The sequence below is a fragment of the Flammeovirga pectinis genome (assembly GCF_003970675.1).
Classification (GTDB): Bacteria; Bacteroidota; Bacteroidia; order Cytophagales; family Flammeovirgaceae; genus Flammeovirga; species Flammeovirga pectinis.
The window spans coordinates 3,603,781-3,626,990 of the sequence record NZ_CP034562.1 but is presented as its reverse complement, the minus strand read 5'-3'; the positions used below and the strand labels follow the sequence as shown (position 1 = coordinate 3,626,990).

The 23,210-nt window shown below is 31.8% G+C and carries 14 protein-coding genes; 4 read left to right on the top strand and 10 right to left on the bottom strand.

Annotated features, from left to right (window positions below; all coding sequences use genetic code 11):
* Positions 1–7 precede the first annotated feature (7 nt).
* Positions 8–913 carry a sulfate adenylyltransferase subunit CysD gene (cysD, locus tag EI427_RS14605; RefSeq protein ID WP_126615910.1) on the bottom strand — a complete coding sequence of 302 codons (906 nt, stop codon included), beginning with the start codon at positions 911–913 and terminating at the stop codon, positions 8–10.
* 149 nt (positions 914–1,062) lie between these two features.
* Complete coding sequence (gene dnaG / locus EI427_RS14600; RefSeq protein WP_126615907.1) at positions 1,063–3,204, bottom strand: DNA primase; 2,142 nt, start codon at positions 3,202–3,204, stop codon at positions 1,063–1,065.
* Between the two features lie 113 nt (positions 3,205–3,317).
* Between dnaG and recO the strand changes: the two genes are divergently transcribed.
* Complete coding sequence (gene recO, locus EI427_RS14595) at positions 3,318–4,058, top strand: DNA repair protein RecO (protein WP_126615905.1); 741 nt, start codon at positions 3,318–3,320, stop codon at positions 4,056–4,058.
* Here recO and EI427_RS14590 read toward each other — a convergent pair.
* The 8 genes from EI427_RS14590 to EI427_RS14555 form a co-directional block, all read right to left on the bottom strand.
* A complete protein-coding gene (locus EI427_RS14590) occupies positions 4,050–4,565 on the bottom strand; it encodes a hypothetical protein (RefSeq protein WP_170178480.1) in 516 nt (171 codons plus the stop codon). The two genes, recO and EI427_RS14590, sit on opposite strands and share 9 nt — an antisense overlap.
* A gap of 106 nt (positions 4,566–4,671) precedes the next feature.
* Positions 4,672–6,132 (bottom strand): sodium:solute symporter, encoded by a 1,461-nt coding sequence (locus EI427_RS14585; RefSeq protein ID WP_126615901.1) that lies wholly within the window; start codon positions 6,130–6,132, stop codon positions 4,672–4,674.
* Positions 6,133–6,243: 111 nt separating this feature from the next.
* The gene (locus tag EI427_RS14580; protein ID WP_126615899.1) at positions 6,244–7,635 is read right to left on the bottom strand and encodes a COG3014 family protein; all 1,392 of its coding nucleotides are present in this window, start codon (positions 7,633–7,635) and stop codon (positions 6,244–6,246) included.
* A gap of 92 nt (positions 7,636–7,727) precedes the next feature.
* Complete coding sequence (locus EI427_RS14575) at positions 7,728–8,318, bottom strand: penicillin-binding protein activator LpoB (protein WP_126615897.1); 591 nt, start codon at positions 8,316–8,318, stop codon at positions 7,728–7,730.
* A 38-nt stretch (positions 8,319–8,356) separates the two neighbouring features.
* Positions 8,357–8,776 (bottom strand): hypothetical protein, encoded by a 420-nt coding sequence (locus EI427_RS14570; protein ID WP_126615895.1) that lies wholly within the window; start codon positions 8,774–8,776, stop codon positions 8,357–8,359.
* 119 nt (positions 8,777–8,895) lie between these two features.
* Positions 8,896–12,519 (bottom strand): PAS domain S-box protein, encoded by a 3,624-nt coding sequence (locus EI427_RS14565; protein WP_126615891.1) that lies wholly within the window; start codon positions 12,517–12,519, stop codon positions 8,896–8,898.
* 2 nt (positions 12,520–12,521) lie between these two features.
* On the bottom strand, positions 12,522–14,147 hold the full coding sequence (locus EI427_RS14560; RefSeq protein WP_126615888.1) for a mechanosensitive ion channel family protein: 1,626 nt from the start codon (positions 14,145–14,147) through the stop codon (positions 12,522–12,524).
* Positions 14,148–14,256: 109 nt separating this feature from the next.
* On the bottom strand, positions 14,257–15,885 hold the full coding sequence (locus EI427_RS14555) for a mechanosensitive ion channel family protein (protein WP_126615887.1): 1,629 nt from the start codon (positions 15,883–15,885) through the stop codon (positions 14,257–14,259).
* A gap of 98 nt (positions 15,886–15,983) precedes the next feature.
* On the opposite strand from EI427_RS14555, the gene EI427_RS14550 reads away from it, so the two are divergent.
* From EI427_RS14550 to EI427_RS14540, 3 genes are all read left to right on the top strand, one after another.
* Positions 15,984–16,613 carry an HAD family hydrolase gene (locus EI427_RS14550; protein ID WP_126615884.1) on the top strand — a complete coding sequence of 210 codons (630 nt, stop codon included), beginning with the start codon at positions 15,984–15,986 and terminating at the stop codon, positions 16,611–16,613.
* A 155-nt stretch (positions 16,614–16,768) separates the two neighbouring features.
* On the top strand, positions 16,769–19,864 hold the full coding sequence (locus EI427_RS14545) for a glycosyltransferase family 117 protein (protein WP_126615881.1): 3,096 nt from the start codon (positions 16,769–16,771) through the stop codon (positions 19,862–19,864).
* 191 nt (positions 19,865–20,055) lie between these two features.
* Positions 20,056–23,151 carry a glycosyltransferase family 117 protein gene (locus tag EI427_RS14540; RefSeq protein ID WP_126615878.1) on the top strand — a complete coding sequence of 1,032 codons (3,096 nt, stop codon included), beginning with the start codon at positions 20,056–20,058 and terminating at the stop codon, positions 23,149–23,151.
* The last annotated feature ends 59 nt before the right edge of the window (positions 23,152–23,210 follow it).

The window sequence follows — 23,210 nt, the reverse complement described above, 5'->3', positions numbered from 1 at the left end:
GTGATTTTTAGAAATAACCTTCTTTCTTACGATCTTCCATAGAAGTTTCTGAACGTTTGTCGTCAGATCTGTTTCCACGTTCAGTTTGACGCATAGCAGATACTTCTTCAACAACTTTTTCTACAGTATCCGCATCAGATTCAATACCACCAGTAATAGTGATATCTCCTAATGTTCTAAAACGGATTTTCTTACGCTCAATTTTTTCACCTTCGCGAAGTACTGTAAATTCAGAAACAGGCAACCAAGTGTTGTCTCTCCAGATTACATCTCTTTCGTGTGCTAAATAAAGAGAAGGAATCTCAATTTTTTCTCTTAAGATATATTGCCAAACATCAAATTCAGTCCAGTTAGAAATAGGGAACGCTCTAAAGTGTTCTCCTTGACTGTATTTTCCGTTAAATAAGTTCCATAATTCAGGACGCTGACGTTTTGGATCCCATTGTCCAAATTCATCACGGTGAGAGAAGAAACGTTCTTTAGCACGTGCTTTTTCTTCATCTCTACGACCACCACCAATTAGTACATCAAAATTTTCTTTTTCAGTAATATCTAAAAGTGTAGTAATTTGAAGAGCATTTCTACTAGCATTTGCACCAGTTTCTTCAATAACTCTACCATCTTCAATAGCTTCTTGTACAGAACCTACTGCTAAACGAACGCCTAATTCCTTGATTAAATCATCACGAAATTTGATTGTTTCAGGGAAATTATGCCCTGTATCTACATGAAGAAAAGTAAAAGGAATTTTAGCAGGGTAAAACGCCTTTTTCGCTAAGTGAGCGACAGTAATAGAGTCTTTCCCTCCTGAAAATAGAAGCGCTGGATTTTGGAACTGAGCAAATACTTCTCTTAGTATATAAATTGCTTCAGCCTCCAACTCGTCCAAATGTGAAAGTTGATAATTACTCATTGATGTATAGTATATTTTATTTGTATCCTATAGTTTAAGTAGGTTTATAGTAATTTCCATTAAGCTATAATTCTACACAAGCGATAAAGATAAAATGTATTCTTTAAGTATTCTAAAAAATAGAGGTGAAATTATGTCAATAAGCTGATTTATAGCTTAATTGTTATCCCTAATTCTTTTGCAATATCTGTTCTTTGCTGTACTAGCAAGGTTAAAAGTTGTAATGCTTCCATCATTTTTTCATCATTTCCATTTTTCTCAGCTTCTAATAAGCCCGTATTACATTGGTCTATAAGGTCTGACAAGTACGTAAGTTTATAATGTAATAATGAATTATAGGCTAATCTACCAATGTTTTCGTCCATAGTAGGGATCATAATTCTATGACGTTTAAACCATTCTTCACTAGGTTTATGGTCTTCGTTTATATCCGTGATTCGCTGTAAATTCTTACGGTCTTTTTCACTACTATATTTTTCTCTGAAATGATTTACAGAGGGAACTTCTCCCATTGCTGTTTCATTTTTATAATCAACTAATATTTGTTGGCAGAGTTCATCTTCGAGCATCATTGAACCTAATTCATTAAAAAGGTACTCATAGATATATCCAACTTTATCGTCTACATAAGCACTTCCATAAAGTAATAGAATTCGAATAAATTCCTCTTCATGAATACCTAATTTAGATAAACGGTTACCCGTTGTCGACCTTGAAGAAGGCTCTTCTTTTTTGTTATCGTTTACTGTTTCTTGAGGACCTAAAGGAGGTAGATACCCATTTACATCGTCAAAATGAGGTTCAGGTATATCAAATTCAGGAGAAAATGATGGAGGAGGGATGTCACCAAAATTATCCATCGGAGGTGGTGGTAAATCAGATGGCATGTTTGGGGGAGGAGTACTTGGTGGAATACCAATTGATCCTGCTCCATTTGGATTTTCATACGGACGTCTAGCTCTTGTTTTTTCTTTTTCAATTCTTTCAATCTCTCTTTTTGTTAAAGCGTTGAGTTCTTTAATCAACCCATCAACAGAAATATCGAAAACAGTAGCACATTCTTTTATAAAAATCTCTTGCTGAATTGTATCAGGTATTTTGACAATACTCATAAGTACTTCCCTAACCTTTTCAGCTTTGTTTAGGGGGTCGTTTTTAGCTTCTTCATTATAAAGTTTTGCAGCAAAAAGAATAAAATCTGTTTCTGCATCTTTTAAAAATTCGGCAAATTTAGTTCCTCCTAATTGTGTACAATAACTATCAGGATCTTCTCCCTCAGGTAAACGAACAACTCGAACATTTAAACCTTGTTCAAGGAGCATGTCTACACCACGAATAGCGGCTTTTAAACCAGCGGCATCACCATCAAAAACAGCCGTTACATTATTAGTGAAACGTTTAATTTGTTTAATCTGTCCTTCTGTTAATGCTGTACCAGAAGAAGCAACAACGTTTTCAATTCCCGATTGATTTAATGAAATAACATCTGTATAACCTTCAACGAGGTAACACCTATCTTTTATTCGTAATGCATCTTTCGCGTGGTAGATACCATATAGAGCATCACTTTTGTGGTATATTTCAGTTTCAGGAGAGTTTAGATATTTTGGTTTACCGTCTTTCTTAAGCGTACGTGCACCAAAAGCAATTACACGTCCAGAAAGATCATGAATAGGGAACATCACTCTACCTCTAAAGCGATCGTATTTTTTCCCTTTTTCATTTTCAGAACGTAATCCTGCTAATTCTAGAGATTTTTCAGTATACCCTTTTTCAAAAGCACTCTTTTCTAGTGCGTCCCAGGCGTCAAGGCTATAACCTAGATCAAATTTATTGATCGTATCTCCGTTGTATCCTCTATTTTTAAAATAGCCTAACCCTAATGATTTTCCTTCTTGAGAAGTTTGCATTGTACGCATAAAGAAATCTTTAGCGTAATTCATTGTTACGTAAATGCTTTCTCTTCTTTTATGCTTTTCTTCTTCTTCAGGAGAACGTTTTTTCTCTATAATCTTAATGCCGTATTTAGCTGCTAGATATTTTAGAGATTCAACATAGTTTAAACCTTCCTTTTCTTGCACAAATTTGATAGCATCTCCAGAAGCACCACAAGAAAAGCATTTATAAAGGTTCATGCTTGGTGTTACGTACATTGACGGTGAGCTATCGACATGAAAAGGACAGAGTCCGATCCAAGATTTACCCTTCTTTTTTAGAGTAACAAAATCTTCGACAACTTCAACAATGTCTAACGTTCTTTTTATTTCTTCTACGGTTTCCTGAGGTATCATTAGAATCTATCCTTATTTAAATTGTTCTATAAATAGGAACAATATTATTCGTGGTAGTACAAAGTTAAAGGATTGTGATGTAACTTCACTATAACACATTCAAAAGGACCACAATGATTGCGTCAACCAAAGGTATTACATTAAGTAGTCTTCGTTATAGAGAATCTTCTTTGATTGTACATGTGTATACAGAAGAATTTGGCAGAAGAGATTACATAATAAAAGGAGCTTTTAGTAAAAAAAGTAATAAAGCGTCGTTTTATCAACCCTTAAATTTATTAGCAATGGAGGTGTACGAAAACCCTTCTAATAATTTAAATATGGTAAAAGAGGTGCAGGTATTAGAACCACTATTATCTTTTAGAATAATACCTCAAAAATCTATGATTCTTACTTTTATTACTGAATTTTTAGAAAAGGTTTTAAGAGAAGATGAAGTAGGAAATAAAGAGATATTTGAATTTTTATCATTTAGTATGATAGAATTAGATAAGTTAGAATCTAAATGGAATTGCTTTACACTTCAATTTATGATGAGATTGAGTAACTATTTAGGATTTGGAATAGAAAATGCTGAAATGTTGATCCAGGAAACTGATGTAACTGGATATGAAGATCAATCCATCATCAAGGCTATTAATCAACTTTTAAACACATCATATGATTCAGCACCTCAATTTCCACTTCAATTTAGAAGACAATTGATGGATATTATAATTAAGTTTTATGCTTTACAACTACCAAACTTTGGAGAGTTAAAAACACTACAGGTTTTAAGAGAGATGGCAACGATATCGCAACGAAGAAAAAAAGGTGAAGTATTTCTACCTCACCTTATAGATTATTTAGATTAATCTAATATGTATCTTTTTATCTATTAACTGTGGATTGCCATTAATATCATTTTGACTACTTAATTGAACATGAACAGTGTAATTTCCCGTTTCTGTTAATTGCGTATTTATAAATTTCTTAAGGTTAATAATGGCAGATTTTTGTTCTTCAATAGGAAAATTTAAGCCTACTAAATCTATATTTTCTATACTCTCTCCATCATTTGCAGCTCTAACAACATGGCCATCGCATTTAATATCTAGAATCTGTAAGTTATTTACACTAGTAATTTTAAGAAAAACATTATCAAAGTGGCCTTTTTTACCAACAATGGTTTCGGTAATATCAATATTTAAACCTTTTACTTCTGGAAGGTTATTCTCTTCATGTTCATCAAAATACGTCATTGCAAATTCTTCAGAACTAGGCTTAATAAATGTACCTGAATGTGTATTTATGAAATAAGCATTAAATGATAAAATGCCAATCATTGAAGTTACGATAAGGAAAGTTATTGATTTCATCATTAGAGAATTTAAGGTGTAAGTTCTCTAGTATAGACGTTATCTAGGCCCAATTCGTCAATAAAAAGTTCAAATTTTAAGTTAATCTAACTTAATGATTGTTATTGGTTTACGCTTCTACTTTTCTAGAAGTTAAGAATAAACCAAGAAAAGTAAGGCACCCATTGAGTAATAATAGTTCATATCCAAATTTATATCCATTTAGTAATTCTGTAGAGTAAGTTTTTATAAAATAACATATTGTTGGTGCTAATAAACAGATGAGTACATAATATCTTGGTTGATATTTTTTGTTCATCAATATACCAAATGAGAATAAACCTAATAATGGCCCGTAGGTATAAGAAGCTATTTTTAGTATGGTATCTAGTGCGTTTGTATTATTTATTGATTCAAAAATGATAACTAAAATAAAGAGTAAGAAGGCAAAAGAAAAATGAGTTATTCGTTTTACATTTTCTTTAGCAACATCTGTTTTTTTACTCTCAGTTAAATTTAAAAAATCTACACAAAAAGAGGTAGTTAGTGATGTTATAGCAGAGTCTGCACTAGAGAATGCCGCTGCAATTACGCCTAATAAAAATATACTAGCACCTACAAAACCTAACTTTTGCTGCGCAATTAATGGAAATACTTTATCTGATTTACTAGGTAGGTCTAATTGAATAAAGTCTGCATAACTATATAGATAAACACCTAAAAGTAAGAATAATGCTAGGGTGAAAAATAAGATACAGCTGAAGATAACCATATTTTTCTGAGCATCTTTGAGCTTTTTAATCGTAAGATTTTTTTGCATCATATCCTGATCAAAACCTGTCATAACAATCACAATAAAAGCACCTGCTATAAATTGCTTCCAAAAATAATTAGGAGCATTAATATCCCAGAATAAAACTTGAGTATAATTTGTATCAACAGTAGCTTTTGTCCAAATATCACTCATTGAACTCGACATTGTGTTTGTTATTAATACAATTGTCAACACACCAGCAATAAGCATAAAAGCACTTTGTAGGATATCTGTCCAAACAATTGTTTTTATACCTCCTTTTAGTGTGTATAAGCTAATAATCAGTAATAAAATAAACGCATTAACTAAGAAAGGAACTCCTAACGGTTCGTAGATAAAGGTTTGTAATACAGTAGCCATTATAAATAACTTACCGGCAGCTTGTAAACCTCTTGATAAGATAAATAGGGAAGAGCCTGTTTTATATGCAGTTTTTCCAAAACGGTTGTTGAGGAAACCATAAATAGATATCAAATTGTTGGAGTAATAGAGAGGCATTAAAACATAGGCTATTACCACATAGCCAACAATATACCCTAACCCCATTTGCAAGTAGCTAAAAGAAGCTGCTTTAACCATTCCTGGTAGAGAAATAAATGTAATACCAGAAAGGGTGGTGCCAATCATTCCAAATGTTACAGCATACCACGGGGAATTTTTATCTCCAGTAAAAAAAGTAGTTGTACTACTACTTCTTGAAGAATAAAAAGAGATGACAAATAATAACACTACATAGGCTAAGAATAGGCCTAAGCTTTCAATTGCAGAAATACTCATATAAAAAAACACCTTAATTATTGAATCACAAAAGTGATAAGATTAATTGACTTCTGAAAGAAAGCCGAATTATCTTCAATAATTAAGGTGAATAAGTAGTTATTCTTTTAACTAAAATTGAGATGATGTCTGTGCATCAAAAGAAGTAAGGGTATAATATGGTAATACAACTCTTTCTCCTTTATTAAATTTAGGTAACTGAATAGTTCGCTTTTCTTTCGTCCCTTTTAAAGTAGTTAGTTCTATTTCTATAGAACTTTGACCTTCTACAAGAGGGATTCTAGAATAGGAAATATCTTTAGGAAGTGATTGCCAAGATCTTGTATCAGCAGATTCTGTTGCAGAACCTATAATACTTAAAGCAGCACCCCATCCTTCATTCTCTTGAGAAACTTTTGCAGCTACACTTTGCTTTAGAGCTACACGTAATAATGTTTTACTAAATTCTAATAACATTCTTTCTTCAAGAACTTTGAAAGAAATTGCGTTAATATCTTCAGCAAAAGAAAAACCGTATTTATTTCCAGTACTATCCATTACAACAGCATCTTTATAAAAACTTTTTCTTTCTACATATTTAGGGAATACGGCTCTAATCCAAGAAACAGAAGGTTGGTCTTTACCTGCATAATACGGGAAAGTTAAACCAAGATCTTTATTTACAAAAGTTACCCATCCGTTGCTACCTTGAATGATCGCAAAGTTAATTCCCCATTCATCTTTTACAGGAGACATACCGTTGTTCCATAAAAGAACTAAATCGGCATATGCGTCATCCTTTTTGTTTTCGATACCGAATTTCTTCGCATATTTATCTGCATCGTCCCAAAGACCAGTTTTCTGAGCTGTTCTGACTAAATCTAACTTTAGTTGTTGTGGAACTGGAGTTTTAAATAATCTTGCATAATCATTTTCGTAAATATCTAAAGCATTACGGTAAGCGATAAATGCATTGTTAGGATCGTTGAATGCTTCATAGATAATACCCATCATTACATGGATAAAAGCGTCTTTTTTATATTTTTTATCCGATTTATATTTATCAGAAAGCTGATTTAATCGGATATTCATACGCTTACATTCAACGAGCGCCTCGTTATATTGTCTCATTTCAAGGTAGTTTAATGCCTTGAAATAGTTTACCATTAGTTTTTCGTGGTCTTCGCCAGGGTAAGTTGTTAAGTTTGGATTTAGAAGTAAAGCACCACCTTCTTCTAAAACACTTTTCTTATGATCCTCTACAAAAATATCAGCCTTTTGGAAATATTGATTACTCTGATCAAAATCTCTTTGAAGGGAAGTAACCATACCATAGTTTACATAGTATAGAAACTCTAAGCGTCCTGTTTCCATTTTCTTACTTGCAGCCATAAAAGAAGCTGCTTGATCATAATTACTCTCAGATAACGCTTTGTTAAATTCGTACGTTTTCTGATAGAATGTTGGAGCGCAGGCTACTACGGTAAAGACTAATGTTAGACAGATTAAAAAACGATAGATCATACTGAAAAAAGTTGAGTATGTTGGTTTATATATAAGAGAACCTCCCTAAAATCCATTACGGTTTTAGGGAGGTGTATTTTTAAAATATCAAATTAGTTTTTGATATATTTTTTGATCTCTTTATCACCGATCCAAACCTTTTCAGTTGTTTCAAGATCAGCTAATTCAAGATTGATTTTGTAGTTTACTAACTTTTCTTTTTTAAGTTCGTCAACTGTAGAGTTGATTGTTCCGAACATAATAAAGTCAGCACCTAACTCTTGTGCAATTCTCTTCTGCGTTTCTTCAGAAGCATTTGTTTGTTGAGACTGTTGCTCAGCACGTAATTGCTCACGGAATTGGTCGTTCTCTACAACTCTTACTTTACCAGAGTTGATAAATTCACGCTCAATATCTTTAATAAAAGTCTCTGCCTCAATATGCTCATGGCTTTTATTAATAACGCCACCTACAATTACTACAGGTTTTTTATTTTTAGAGTTTTCAAAGTTTGGTAACCAAGGACGACTCATTACATCAGAAATCATATCCTTAGATACTTGTCTTGAATCTGTGTCATTCCATCTACCGCTAATATCAATAGTTTGGTTTGGGTCTACTCTAGTTACAGATCTAGAACAAGATCCTACTATAATTAAAGAAAGAATTGCTACTGCAAAAGTAAATCTCTTCGTTAAATTCATTTTTTTTGTATTGTATTAATTGTAATTATACTTAAAAGCTATTGTAAGACAAACTTACCTTTAGGCTTGTCAAGTTTCTTTAAAGTTATTTTGGATTCTGAAATATTTACGATCTTGAATCTAGAAGATGCAGTATCACTAGAACCATCGCCTTTACCATGAACAAGTAATAATTCTTTCTTACTACCCATTACCCATTTTCCAGCAAGATATTCGTTGCTGTTGTTCTTAAAACCGAATTTTTTATCGATAGAAAAGTGCAATGTATTTCCTTCGTCTAAGGCATAAGTCTCTTGTTTTGTGAGCTTATCACGCTTAACTTCAGTAATTGTCCAATCTTTGCTAATCAAAATTTCTTTTCTCACATCAATATTTTGAGCGAAACTATCAACAGACATGAAAAGAGTTAATCCTAACAGAAAAGCAAAAGCTCCTCCAAATTTTGTAGTTATTTTCATAGTTATGATTATTAATTTATTAATTCTTTTGCCAAACGAGTCATTAGAAAAATTGTTTCATAAGAAACATTAATTAACGTTTAGAGGGTTTTAAAAATATGAAGTTATCTAAGAATATTTTATTTACCTAAATTTTTGTTCCAAGTAACTTTAAATTCTTTGTACAAGGCAAAAATATCATCTACATCTTCATTTAGACCTTCTTCGTTGTTTACTTTAAGTTTCTGTTCAGATATTTTTGCTTTATCAGCTAATTTCATTATTCCAATAGTAGCAGCTGTACCTTTAAAAGTATGCATTATGGAACGAATATTTTCGATATTATGTGAAGTTTTAGCTTCAATTAACTCATTAATCAAACTATCTCCCTCATTTATAAAGTCATTAAAAGATAATTGGATAAGCTCTACACCACCATATTTTGCAAGTTCTGCAGTTACACCATAATCAATAATTACATGACCATTTGTGTCAAAATCTTTATCTGTTCTTATATCATCTTCATTCTCTTCATCGGCAGTTACTTCTTCAGTTTCAATATCTTCAGTAATTTCATCTGATGGAGTAACATTATTAGAAATAAGATCTTCTACTTTTTGTAATAAATCATGTGCTTTAATAGGTTTTGGTAAGAAACCATCCATTCCTGCTTTTAAGAATTCAGCTTGTTCTTCTACTAAAGTAAAAGCCGTCATAGCAATAATCGGAACTTTTAATTCTGGGAATAAATGATGAATCTTTTTAGTGGTTTCCATACCATTCATATTTGGCATTTGGATATCCATAAAAATGACATCAAAAGAATGTGTTCCATCTTCTAAAATTTCAATAGCTCTATTACCACTATTAGCAGAGAAAGTTACAGATCCAGCTTTTTTCAGAATACTTTCAGCTACCATTACGTTTACACTATTGTCATCAACAATAAGAATTTTTGGTTTTTGTATTCTGATGCTATTAGAAAATAACTCTTGAACTTCTTCACTATTATTAGTAGGTGTAAGGTGGTTACATTCTTTTATTTCTATTGTAAACCAGAAAGTACTACCAACACCAATTTCAGATTCCACCCCAATATCGCCATTCATCATGTTACTAAGTTCCTGAGATATTGATAAACCTAAGCCTGTGCCTCCTTGAGTTCTGTTATAAGAGTCTTCTACTTGGCTAAACTGTTTGAAAAGTTGTGCTTGTCCATTTTCAGAAATTCCACATCCTGTATCAATAACATCAAACATTAACGTAAAGATCCCATTAAATTTCTGGACACCATTAACGTTAATTTTTACAGTACCGTTATCGGTAAACTTAATTGCATTAGATGTTAAGTTTGATAAGATCTGTAGTAATCGTGTTTCATCAGCTAATATTACTTGAGGAACGGTATCTGTAACATTAGAAATTAAGTGTGTGTTCTTATTTTTTGCATTTTGATGAAACAATGCAATTAATTTAGAAATAGTCACTCTTATATCTATTGGTAATGGACGTAATTCCATTTTGCCAGCCTCAATTTTAGATAAATCAAGAATGTCGTTTAATATATTAAGTAATATTTCTGACGATCTTTTGATAGTCGAAACATACTTTTTCTGTTCTTGACTTAAAGGAGTTGTTGATAACAAGTCAACCATACCGATAACACCATTCATTGGTGTTCGGATCTCATGACTCATATTTGATAGGAATTGCCTTTTAACCTCTAAAGATTTTTCAGCAAGATCTTTTGCCTCTCTTAAATCATGTTCAGATTGTTTGATAGGTGTAATATCTCTTGCTAATCCTTCAACTCCTGTAGGTTGTTTATCTTTATTATAGATCAGTCTAAAATTGGATAGTATATAACGTACGTCTCCATTTTTATTTCTGATTGTACTTTCATAATTCTTTACATATCCTCTTACAGCTAATTCTTTCATTAACCTAGATAAGTTAGACTCACTCAAATAGTATTCAGTAACATGTTTATTTACTACATCTAATTGATCTTCTCCTAGCATATCTTTTACCGAAGGAGAAATTAATGTAAAGTAACCTTCTAGGTTTGTTCTGAAATAAACATCCTGTAGTGTCTCAAAAATATTACGGAAGAGTTCCTCACTATCAGCAAGGTGAATTTCCATTTTCTTCCTGTGTGTAATATCTTGAGTTACACCTGCAATCTCTTGAATAATTTCACCGTCACCACTTTGCATCCTTACAGGGTTTAGAGTGATGGAGTGCCATTGTTCCTCTCCAATATGAGTTAGAAATTTATGCTCAAAAGTTTTCGTTTTACCTTCAAAAACATCTTTTAAGATATAATCCCAATTATTATCAAAACTTTGATTTTCTGGAATAATATTAATTAAACTCATTCCAGGCATTAATTCAATGTCAGAGAATTGCTTAATATATTCTGCAAATTGTTGATTAAAACGAGTAACGGTTCCCTTTTTATTGAAAGTCCAAATTGCTTGAGCACCACTTTCAAAAATAGCTTCGAGTTGTGCTCTTTGTGCTCTTACTTTTAACTGACTTTGATCTCTAATAATCGCGGCAGCTAAAAGGCCTGTAGCTAGATCAAATAAATTAAGATCTGGTTTGCTAAAAGCTTTTCTATCTGTAAAAGATTGGACGACAATCATTCCCATTTTCTGATTATTAGTAATCAGAGGAAGACCCATCCATATTTCTGGAATATTGACTAATTTTATATTGTACTGATTTGCCAATCGTTCTATAACCTCTCGGTACATAAACATTGGTCTATTCAATACATTAACCATCTCTAAAGCAAAGTCGCCTGCAGGAATTTCTTCTTTCTGCAAAACAGTTTTATTTGTACTATTAAAAGCAATGTACATTCCGTTACCAGAAACTTTACCTCTAATAAGTAAGAAACTATCTATGTCAACAACCAATTTCATGGCAAGATATACCTTCTCGTATAAATCTTGAATTTTGAAATTTGATTGTAATAATTTTGCAAATGTGATACTTATTTCTTGCTCCCTTTCCTTTCTTTTTTTGTCTGTAATATCAAAAAGGTGTAAGCGGTAGCAATTTTTTGAAGAACCTTTATAAGAGATATGGCAATCGGTTACTCTTTTTTGTGATTCCGTTTCGATGGTAAGTTCCATCTGATGTTCTATGATTGATTCTTCAGCCATTTTTAAACCAATTAATAACTTTGTTCTGTTATTACTTGGTATTAAGTCTACAAATTTAGTCTTGTGGACTTCAGAATCAGACATTTTGATTAATGCCTTAAAAGGTTCACTCGCAAAATTAATATTCCCTTGCCTATCAAACACAACAACCATTTCTCTCGAAGAACCAAAAAGCTCTTTCATCAGAATATTACTTTTTACCAGTTCTTGAACATGGAATGTTTCTTTAGTAATATTTTGAACAGAGATATAGACATGGGTAATGTCATTAAAACTACAAGGAATACCACCAATTTTTATTTGGTAAATATCACCCTCCCTAGTCGTAATTTTCCCTGCAAGTGATTGAAGTAGGCCATTTAAAGAAAATCTATCTTCATGATGAAAAATCTGAATAAAATCAGAATAATGTTTACCAACTACTTCTTCTGGATAATAGTCAGTAAGCGTAAGCATAGCATCATTCCAAAATATAATCTGTCCATCTTTATTTAATCCAAATGTAGCTACTTCACTAGCTTCAAATGCATTTTCAAAAGTGTTGAATATATTCTCAGATGAATTTAAGGGTATAGTTTGCTCTTTACTCATTTTCAGGCTTTATCAGAACTATCTTGATCATTATTATCATTAGCAATATGAATAGTTTGAGTCGGGAATGCAAAATCAACCCCCATTGTTTCAGCTATTCTTAATATTTTTATCATCAAATATTCTCTTGCTTGCAATTCATCACTCCAATCTTTAGTAATAAAGAAAACATATAAGAGTACATCTAAAGAACTAGCATTAAATTTATTTAAGCGTACCTCATAGAAATCTTTTCTTGTTTGAGGATGATCTTGGATTGCTTTCTTTATTGCTTTAATAAATTGCTCAATTTTATCTGGAGGTGTACCATAAGGAACAGAAAGATAGGCTTTGAATCTTCTAAATTGTCGCTTTCCTAAATTATCAATATCACTATCAGATAGTGTTCCATTTGGTATATTAAGTAGAGAGTTTGTAAATGTTCTAATTCTAGTAGTTCTAAATCCAATTTCTTCTACAATACCTTCTTGCCCTTTTATTGCTACCCAATCGCCAACTTCAAAAGGTTTATCTGCAAAGATCATTACAGAACCAATAAAGTTTTTTAAAGTATCCTGAGCAGCAAAAGCAATAGCAACACCACCAAATGATATACCTGTTATAATATGTGTAATATCATAACCGAAGAAGTAAAGAGTAAGTAAAACTCCTGCAGAAATTGCAATTATTCTAAAACAAACTTTTAAAACAGGAACTAAATTCTGATCTATTGCCTCAGATTTATTAGAATATGTACCAAGTCTAAGAACAGAAATGTCAGCAAACCTAAATAGTAAAATAATGAGGTAGAAACAGAAAATTAATTTTGTAATTATAGCAAACCCATAAGATACATTACTAGGTAGAAGCAAGAAAGGTATAATATAATACCAAGTTAGCATCAAGATAATCATAGCAATTGGCCTTCTTAATTTAGGAAGGACTTTTTTTGCTATTCGTTCTTGCTTTAACTTTATAAAAATGCTTGTAAGAATTCTTTTAGTAAACCAAATAGTGAGGTAATAAAACAAGTAGCTTAATATCATCATAGATACAAGCGTAATCCATTGCCATAATTTTATACCAAAATACTTTCCTTTCATTTGTTGAAGAGAGGAAGTATAGATTACTAATTGTCTAGCAAAAGAAGGGTATGTTTCTTCAAATATCTGATGAATAAGATTTGTAGAATACCTAGAGTACTTCCACCTTCCATCCTGAAGTTCAATATATATATTCGGAAGTCTAGGACTTATATTGTAGCGGTGAGTTTTAGTATTTGAATCAATATAGTTTTTTTGAAGAGGATAATCTTGAGAGTTGATGTAAATACCTTGTTGCGTATAAATCAACTTTAATTCTATTGCTAATTGTTTTCTCTCTTTTAAAGAACCAGTTGATAAAGGGAAAATTTGAGCAGAAATATTAGGGTGATAATTCTCTTCTTCAAGGTTTTCTAAATGCGTATGCATTGTGTGGTATGGAGAACTTAAAGAGAATTCCACACTATCTAACATTAAAAAATTATAGAATGAATGATCATCTGGGTAACTAGAAACTAGATCATTTTTATTGTTTTCAGTATTCTGACCATAAATGCTCGTTGCAGAAAAGATAAAGAATAATAAATATGATAAATGTTTAGACATTGATATATAAAATTATTGAGGCTACTGTTCGTTGTTTTTGTAAAAATAGGCAGCGAAAATTGAAATTGCCTAGTTCAGTTTAATAAACTAAGCAATTTCAAAAAATCAATTAGCTTTTACTATCATCTGATTCTAAATTATTACCCGAAGCCATATGAATTGTTTGTGTAGGGAATGCAAACTGTACATTTAGTTCTTCTGCAATTTCCATTATATCAAACATTAATTCTTCTCTTGTAGCTAATTCTACATCATAATCATCTGTTCTAAAAAAGACATTTAGTAAAATATCTAAAGAACTAGAAGAGAATTGGAATAAACGAACTTGATAACCTTCTTTTCTTGTTTGAGGATGCTTTTCTATTGCAGCCTTTATTTTTTCAATAAAAGTTCTTATTAATTTTCTATCGGTACCATATTCAATAGTAATCATTGTTTTAAATCTTCTGAAATCTCTTTTTCCCATATTATCTACAATATTGTCTGCAGCAATATTATTTGGTAAACTGATTAAAGAATTATTAAATGATCTTACTTTAGTTGTTCTAAAACCAATTTCTTCTACAATACCAGCTTGACCAGAAACAATAATAGAATCTCCAACTTTAAAGGGTTTATCAGTAAATAACATAATAGAACCAATAAAATTCTTAACAGTATCTTGAGCAGCAAATGCAATGATTAAACCACCAAATGAAATGCCTGTAATTAGATTATTGATATTGTAACCCATCAATTTTAGAATTACTAAAAAGCCTAATATTAGAGCTATTAATCTAAAAGAAGATCTTAAAATTGGAGTAAGATGTTCGTCTATAGAAAAGCTTGAGCCAGAACTCATCACTTTAAAAACAAATAAATCTGCTGTTCTAAAGATGAAAAATGCTGCAGCTAACCCAAAAACAAAACGACAAGTGAGTGCTAAACCATAAGAGATGTGACTTTCTAAAAGTAACAATGGCAGCATCATGTAAAAGAAGAATACTAAGATGGCAATTGTTACAGGCTTTTTGTAACTACTAATAACTTTACTTATAAAATACTCATTATTACCTTTTGTAAATAATGCTTTTATGATAAAAGATAAGAACCAAGTTACTATATAGTAAATAAAATAGAATGCAATAAAGATGGTAATTAGCGCAGCCCATTGCCATAATTTTATGTTAAGAAAAATCTGATTTCCTCTTTCAATTTTAGATACATATTTAATAATATCTCTAGAGTACGAAGGAAAGGTTTCTTTGAATATTTTATGAATTTTTAAAGAGGAGTAGCTCGAATACCTCCACCTACCTGATACTTTTATAAGGTAGATGTCAGGTAATTTATCACTTATAATAAACCTTGATTTCCCTGTGTTTTTTTCAACATAATCTTTTTGTAAAGGCAAATCTAAAGAATGAAGATAAATGCCTTTACCAGCATAGATAAGTTTCAGTTCATCTGCTAAGTCTATACGTTCTTCTAAATTCCCTACACTTGTAGGGATAACTCTAGCAGAAACTTTTGGATGGTAATTACTTCCTTCTTCTAGAAAGTCTAAATGAGTATGTAAAGCATGGTAAGGTGTACTTTGAGAATATTCTACACTATCATAAATATAAAATTTATAGAAGTCATGATCGTTAGGATAACTTTCTAAAATAACTTCTTCATCGTTTGCTTGTTGAGCAAAAACTGATGAGGATACCATTAAAGCACAAAAGGCAAACAGTGTGTATAGTAATTTGGACATAAATTATAAAAACAGTAGTATATTTATTCGAAAATCGAATTTTATAGTTGTAATTCTAACAAATAAATTCATAATTATCAATCCCTTAATAATTAGAAATGAAGTATAAAGCGATAATTTTTGATCTAGGAGGAGTACTCTTAAATTTAAGATACGAAAATACACTAGATAAATTTTCAGAAATTTTAGAAAAACCAGTTTCACCTTTTTATACGCAGAAAGAACAAACTGAATTATTTGATGAATATGAAAAGGGGAATATATCTTCGGATGAATTTCGTCTAGGAATTAAAAAGATTGTAGGGGACAAGATTACTACTACTCAAATTGATGAAGCATGGAATGCAATGTTACTTGATTTACCCATTGAGCGAGTAGAAATGCTGAAAGAATTATCTACAAAATATCGAATTTTCTTATTGTCAAATACAAATGCTATTCATATTGATGCTTTTGAAACTATTGTAAATTCTACTTTAGGAGATGATTTTGGAGATTTTAAAAAGTTATTTGAGAAAGGATATTACTCTTATGAAATGGGTGATAGGAAACCACATCCAAGTATTTTTGAAACTGTAATTGCAGAAAATAATTTAGATAAATCAGAAACGCTTTTTATTGATGATTCAATTCAACATGTTGAAGGAGCAAAAAAAGCAGGATTGCATGCTCATCATTTATCTGATTTAAACGTGATTAAATTCTTAAAAGAAGAAGGTATTTATTAAGGTAAAGTCACTTTACTTTTTTAAGAAGAATAGAAATTAATGTTAAAAAAAATAAAACTAGACCAATAATTGGAAAAATAGCGGCTGTTAATGGATGTTTTGTAATCCGAATGCAGATTTTTACCCTATTTTAGCCAATTGGAAAATGTAATAGAATGAACGAATTCAAGAGAACAAATAATTTAATTGGTTGGACAGTGTTTTTAATATCACTCGCTGTCTATACTATCACAATGGAAGAAACGGCAAGTTTCTGGGATTGTGGCGAATTTATAGCTGTATCGTATAAGTTAATGGTACCGCACCCTCCGGGAGCACCATTTTTCTTATTACTTAATAGACTATTTTCTTTCTTAGCTTTAGGCGATGTCTTAAAAGTAGCATGGTGGATTAACTTCCAATCTGCTTTTATGAGTGCACTAACAATTTTATTCCTGTATTGGTCTATTGTTATGCTTGGCATGAAAGTGATTAAGCAAAAAGCAGAAGGATATGATTTAAAAGACAAAGTATTACTTTTTGGATCTGCAGCAGTAGGTGCTTTAGCGTATACATTCTCTGATTCATTCTGGTTTTCCGCTGTAGAGGCAGAAGTATATGCAATGTCATCAGCATTTACAGCATTAGTATTCTGGGCAATTTTAAAATGGGAATTTATCGAAGATAATGCCTCGTCTAATAGATGGTTAATCATGATTGCTTATATCATTGGTTTATCTATTGGTGTCCATTTAGAAAACTTACTTTGTTTGCCTGCATTGGCAATGATTTATTACTATAAAAAGTATCCTAATACTATTTCAGTTAAAGGGACGATCATTGCAATGGTAGCTGGTGGAGCAATTATCCTAGGAATTATCATTATTGTTATTCCTGGTTTACCATCAATTGCATTTTCTATTGATAAGATTTTTGTAAATACATTTGGAACTTCGTTTGGAACAGGTGGATTATTGTTCTCGTTTACAATAATTTTTGCTCTTGCTTATGGTGTTTATTACACACAAAGTAAAGAGATGGTTACGCTAAATAATTTCTTATTAGGCGTGTCATTTATATTGGTTGGTTACATGAGTTATACTTTAGTAATTATCCGTTCAAACCAAGAAACACCAATTAATGAGAATGCTCCTGATGATTTATTAGGATATGTATCTTATTTAAAACGTGAGCAGTATGGAGATCGCCCTCTTTTATATGGCCCAACATACGATGCAGAACATGTAAATACTGTAGAAAACGGAGATAAATATAGAGAAGCAGACAAGGGTGGAAACGACTTCTATGAGGTGTATGACCACAAAACAAAAGCAGAGTATGCAAAAAGAGATATGATGCTTTTCCCTAGAATGTATTCTCGTCAACCGCATCATGCGCAGTTATATAGAGAATGGGCAGGGATTGCTCCGGGAGAAAAACCTACTTTGGTAAATAACTTTGTATTCTTCTTTAGGTATCAATTAGGACACATGTATTTAAGGTACTTTATGTGGAACTTTGCAGGTAGAGAAAGTGATGAAAAAGATGCTGGTTACCTTTTACCATGGGATGATTTAGAAGATCTACCAGAATTACTCCAAGAAAATAAAGCACGAGCAAATTTCTACTTACTACCTTTAATATTAGGTATTTTAGGTGCATACTATCATTATAAAAAAGATAGAAAGAACTTCTTTGTTGTTGGTATTCTATTTATCACATTAGGAGCGGCACTTGTAGTTTACTTAAACTCACCACCTGTAGAACCTCGTGAGCGAGATTATATTTATGCAGCCTCCTTCTATGCATTTGCAATGTGGATAGGATTTGGAGCATTGGCATTAGGTGAATTTTTATCTAAAAAAATAGGTACTAATGGAGTGTATGCTGGTGTTGGTATGAGCTTTATTGTTCCTATTGTTATGGGAATAAATGGATGGGATGGTCATGATAGATCAAATCGTTTTCATTCAGTAGATCAGGCAAGAAATACATTAGCAAGTTGTGCAGAAAATGCCATCTTGTTTACTGGTGGAGATAATGATACATTCCCATTATGGTATGTACAAAATGTAGAAGGTTTTAGAACAGATGTACGTGTAGCTGTATTAAGTTACTTTAGTACGGGTTGGTATTTAGATCAAATGCGTCAAACGCAGTACAAGTCTATGCCATTACCATTGTCAATTTCTAGCGAAAACTATAGAGAGGGTAAAAACGATTACGTTCCTTTAGTAGAAGATGAAAGAGCAAAAAATGGTGTTAATCTAAAAGCATATTTACAATCTGTAAACTCTAATAATCCTGTTACTCAAGTAGGGTTACAAGGTGGACAATCTACTGCAAAATTATTATCTAGGGTATTTATTTTAGATGTTGATAGTGCGGCAGTTGTAAATAGTGGAATCATTCCTAAGGGAATGGAGAATAGAGTGCAGACGAAGATGGCTTGGAAATTAAAAAATGACAAGACGTATATCTTCAAAAATGAGTTGGCTCTTCTAGATTTAATAGCTTCTAATGATTGGGAACGCCCAATCTACTTTAATAATACTTCTGCAAATACCATCAATATGGATTTAAGAAGTTACTTATACCTTGAAGGTATGACTTACAGATTACTACCAATTCGTACAGAAAGTTCTGGAGGAGAAGTAGGAGAAGTAAATGTTGGAGTAATGCTAGATAACTTGAAGAAATTTGCATTTAGAGGTCTTCAAGATGAAAGTGTTTATTATGATGATGAATACCGCAAGTTTGGTGCAAATACTAGAAATAATGTTTACCGTTTAGCCGAAACATTATACTATGATGCATTAATGCAGAACGACCCATCTAAAATGAAACAATCTAAAGAAACATTGGATTGGATTTTAAGAATGGTTCCAGACGAAACAATACCTTATAGTTTCTATGCTCCTAAGTATATGGATTTATATTATAGATTAGGTGATATTGAAACTGCGAATAAGATTTTTGATTTATTAGTTCGTCGTGATGCTGAAAATGTGAAGTATTATGCAACTACAGGAAAAGGTACTGAGAGTGTAGCGCGTAGATCATTGATTACATTGCAACAATTAACTCAAATATTTGAGGGTAATGTGAAAGATGTAAATCAACGTTTAGCTCAATTATCTCCAGAAACACCAGATTTAGAAGGTAAATCAAGAGAAGAACTTGAGGCACTCAAAGTTGTATTCGAAAAGAATGCAGGTCTTTCTAGACAAGTGTTTTCAGAATCCTATCAGAATATGACTTCAGCGAGATAAGTTGAAGAAAATTATAAATTGTAAGAAAGTCGTTACTTTAGAAATAAAGTAACGACTTTTTTTTGTCTTAGATATTTAGATTTAACAAAGCCTTACTTTTGTTAATATCAATAAAAAGAGTGTTGATGAGTTGTAGATAATTAATACCTTAAACATTCCTATTATCCGACTTCTGATAAATACTCAAAAAAATGAACGAACTCAAAAAAACTAACAATTTAATTGGATGGACACTCTTTCTAGTGTCATTATCAATCTATACCATCACAATGGAAGAAACAGCAAGTTTCTGGGATTGTGGTGAATTTATAGCAGTATCGTATAAATTAATGGTACCACACCCTCCGGGAGCACCATTTTTCTTATTATTTAACCGACTTTTTTCTTTTCTAGCCCTAGGCAATGTTTTAAAAGTAGCATGGTGGATTAATTTCCAATCTGCTTTTATGAGTGCACTAACAATTTTATTCTTGTATTGGTCTATTGTTATGCTTGGCATGAAAGTGATTAAGCAAAAAGCAGAAGGATATGATTTAAAAGACAAAGTATTACTTTTTGGATCTGCTGCGGTAGGTGCTTTAGCGTATACATTCTCTGATTCATTCTGGTTTTCTGCTGTAGAGGCAGAAGTATATGCGATGTCATCAGCATTTACAGCATTAGTATTCTGGGCAATTTTAAAGTGGGAATTTATCGAAGATAATGCCTCGTCTAATAGGTGGTTAATCATGATTGCTTATATCATTGGTTTATCTATTGGTGTTCATCTAGAAAACTTACTTTGTTTGCCTGCATTGGCAATGGTTTACTATTATAAAAAGTACCCCAATACAATTACAGTTAAAGGAACATTGATTGCAATGGCTGTAGGTGGAGCAATTATCTTAGGAATTATCATTATTGTTATTCCTGGTTTGCCATCATTGGCATTTTCTTTTGATAAAGTTTTTGTAAACTCATTTGGGACTTCTTTTGGAACGGGAGGATTGGTTTTCTCTTTACTCTTGATCTTTACTTTAGTTTATGGAATATATTATACTCAAAATAAGCAACTCATAACATTAAATAATATCCTATTAGGGGTCTCATTTATTCTAGTAGGATATATGAGTTATACTCTTGTGTTTATTCGTTCAAACCAAGAGACACCAATTAATGAAAATACTCCAGATGATTTATTATCGTATGTATCTTATCTAAAAAGAGAACAGTATGGAGAACGACCTTTATTTTATGGTCCTACTTATGATGCTGCATATTATGGTACTCATGAGGTTGGAAATAAATATAGAGAAGCGAATAAAGGAGAAAAGGATTATTATGAAGTTTATGCTCAAAAAGAGGAACTTGAGTTTGAAAAAAAAGATATGATGTTTTTTCCTAGATTACATTCTCGTAGACCTCATCATGTACAATTGTACGAAGAGTGGGCAGGAATAGCTTCTGGAGAGAAACCCACCATGTTTAATAATATAGTGTTCTTTTTTAGATATCAGTTAGGACATATGTACCTAAGATATTTTATGTGGAACTTTGCGGGGAGAGAAAGCGATGAAAAAGATGCTAGTTATTTATTACCATGGGATGATCTAGAAGACTTACCGGAGCTTCTTCAAAAGAATAAAGCAAGAGCAAATTTTTATTTATTGCCTTTAGTATTAGGTCTCTTAGGAGTGTTTTATCAGTATAAAAAGGATAAGAAGAATTTCTTTGTTGTAGCAGTTCTGTTTATCACACTTGGAGCAGCTTTAGTTTTTTATCTAAATTCACCACCTGTAGAACCTCGTGAACGAGATTATATTTATGCAGCCTCCTTCTATGCATTTGCCATTTGGATAGGGTTTGGGGTATTGGCATTAGTACAATTTTTATCAGAAAAAATGGGTGCTAATGGAATTTATGCAGGTGTTGGTTTAAGTTTTATTATACCTATTGTAATGGGCATAAATGGTTGGGATGGACATAACAGATCAGACCGTTATTATTCTGTAGATCAAGCTAGAAATACATTAGCAAGTTGTGCAGAAAATGCTATTTTATTTACTGGCGGAGATAACGACACGTTTCCATTATGGTATGTACAGAATGTAGAAGGTTTTAGAACAGATATACGTGTTGTTGTATTAAGTTACTTTCAGGCAGATTGGTATATCAAACAAATGCATCAGCAGCAATATGAATCAGAACCATTACCTTTAAAACTACCCAATAGTGTGTATCAAGAAGGAAATAATGAAGTTATTCCTTTAATTGAAGTTGAGCAGGCACAGTATGGTGTAAATATGAATGCTTATATAAATGCTATTAAAAATGATGATCCAATAACTAAGTTTGAATTAAGAGAAGGAATTTCTACCACCCGACTACTATCGAAGACTTTTGTAGTAGATGTAGATAGTAATAAGCTCTCTAAGAGTGATTTAATACCTGATAACCTTAAAGATAGAGTAGCATCTAAAATGGTTTGGAACCTAAAGCCAAATAAAAATAGTATTCCTAAAAATGAGTTAGCATTACTTGATTTAATTGTATCGAACAATTGGGAACGACCTATCTACTTTAATAATACATCATCAAATATTATTAATATGGATTTAAGTAATTACTTATATTTAGAAGGATTGGCCTTAAGACTATTACCTATTCGTAATCAAGATACGTTTGGAGAAGTAGGTGAAGTTAATGTTGAAGTAATGCAAGAAAATATAAAAGATTTTGCATTTAGAGGTCTTCAAGATGAAAGTATTTATTATGATGGAGAGTATCAAAAATTTGGGGTAACTACTAGAAATAGTGTTTATAGATTAGCTGAAAAGTTATATTATGACTCATTGATGGAAGGGGATTTATCTAAAAAGAAACAGTCTAAGGAAACTTTGGACTGGATTTTAACTATGATTCCAGATAAAACAATTCCATACAGTTTTTATGCACCAAAGTTTATGGGATTATATTATAAATTAGGTGATACAGTAGCGGCAGATCAAATTTTTGAAACGTTACTTCACCGCTCTACTGAAAGTGTATTGTATTATTCTTCAACGGGGAAAGGACCAAAAAGAGGTGCTAATTTATCATATATGATCTTAAGGAATTTATCACAGTTTTTTGAGAGCAGTGCTAAAGATATTAATCAAAGACTAGCTCAATTATCTCCTGAAACACCAGATTTTGAAGGCAAATCAAAAGAAGAACTTGAAGTACTAAAAGCAGTTTACGAGAAAAATGCTACTATTTCTAGAGAGGCATTTTCAGAATCCTATCAGGATATGACTTCTGGAAGTTAAATGAAATAAAATTAATTTTAAAAAGGCTATTTCCTCATTTTGTAGGGAATAGCCTTTTA

Coding starts and splice junctions, on each gene's coding strand:
- cysD (WP_126615910.1), bottom strand. CDS start 913: ATGAGTAATTATCAACTTTCACATTTGGACGAGTTGGAGGCTGAAGCA.
- dnaG (WP_126615907.1), bottom strand. CDS start 3,204: ATGATACCTCAGGAAACCGTAGAAGAAATAAAAAGAACGTTAGACATT.
- recO (WP_126615905.1), top strand. CDS start 3,318: ATGATTGCGTCAACCAAAGGTATTACATTAAGTAGTCTTCGTTATAGA.
- EI427_RS14590 (WP_170178480.1), bottom strand. CDS start 4,565: ATGATGAAATCAATAACTTTCCTTATCGTAACTTCAATGATTGGCATT.
- EI427_RS14585 (WP_126615901.1), bottom strand. CDS start 6,132: ATGAGTATTTCTGCAATTGAAAGCTTAGGCCTATTCTTAGCCTATGTA.
- EI427_RS14580 (WP_126615899.1), bottom strand. CDS start 7,635: ATGATCTATCGTTTTTTAATCTGTCTAACATTAGTCTTTACCGTAGTA.
- EI427_RS14575 (WP_126615897.1), bottom strand. CDS start 8,318: ATGAATTTAACGAAGAGATTTACTTTTGCAGTAGCAATTCTTTCTTTA.
- EI427_RS14570 (WP_126615895.1), bottom strand. CDS start 8,776: ATGAAAATAACTACAAAATTTGGAGGAGCTTTTGCTTTTCTGTTAGGA.
- EI427_RS14565 (WP_126615891.1), bottom strand. CDS start 12,519: ATGAGTAAAGAGCAAACTATACCCTTAAATTCATCTGAGAATATATTC.
- EI427_RS14560 (WP_126615888.1), bottom strand. CDS start 14,147: ATGTCTAAACATTTATCATATTTATTATTCTTTATCTTTTCTGCAACG.
- EI427_RS14555 (WP_126615887.1), bottom strand. CDS start 15,885: ATGTCCAAATTACTATACACACTGTTTGCCTTTTGTGCTTTAATGGTA.
- EI427_RS14550 (WP_126615884.1), top strand. CDS start 15,984: ATGAAGTATAAAGCGATAATTTTTGATCTAGGAGGAGTACTCTTAAAT.
- EI427_RS14545 (WP_126615881.1), top strand. CDS start 16,769: ATGAACGAATTCAAGAGAACAAATAATTTAATTGGTTGGACAGTGTTT.
- EI427_RS14540 (WP_126615878.1), top strand. CDS start 20,056: ATGAACGAACTCAAAAAAACTAACAATTTAATTGGATGGACACTCTTT.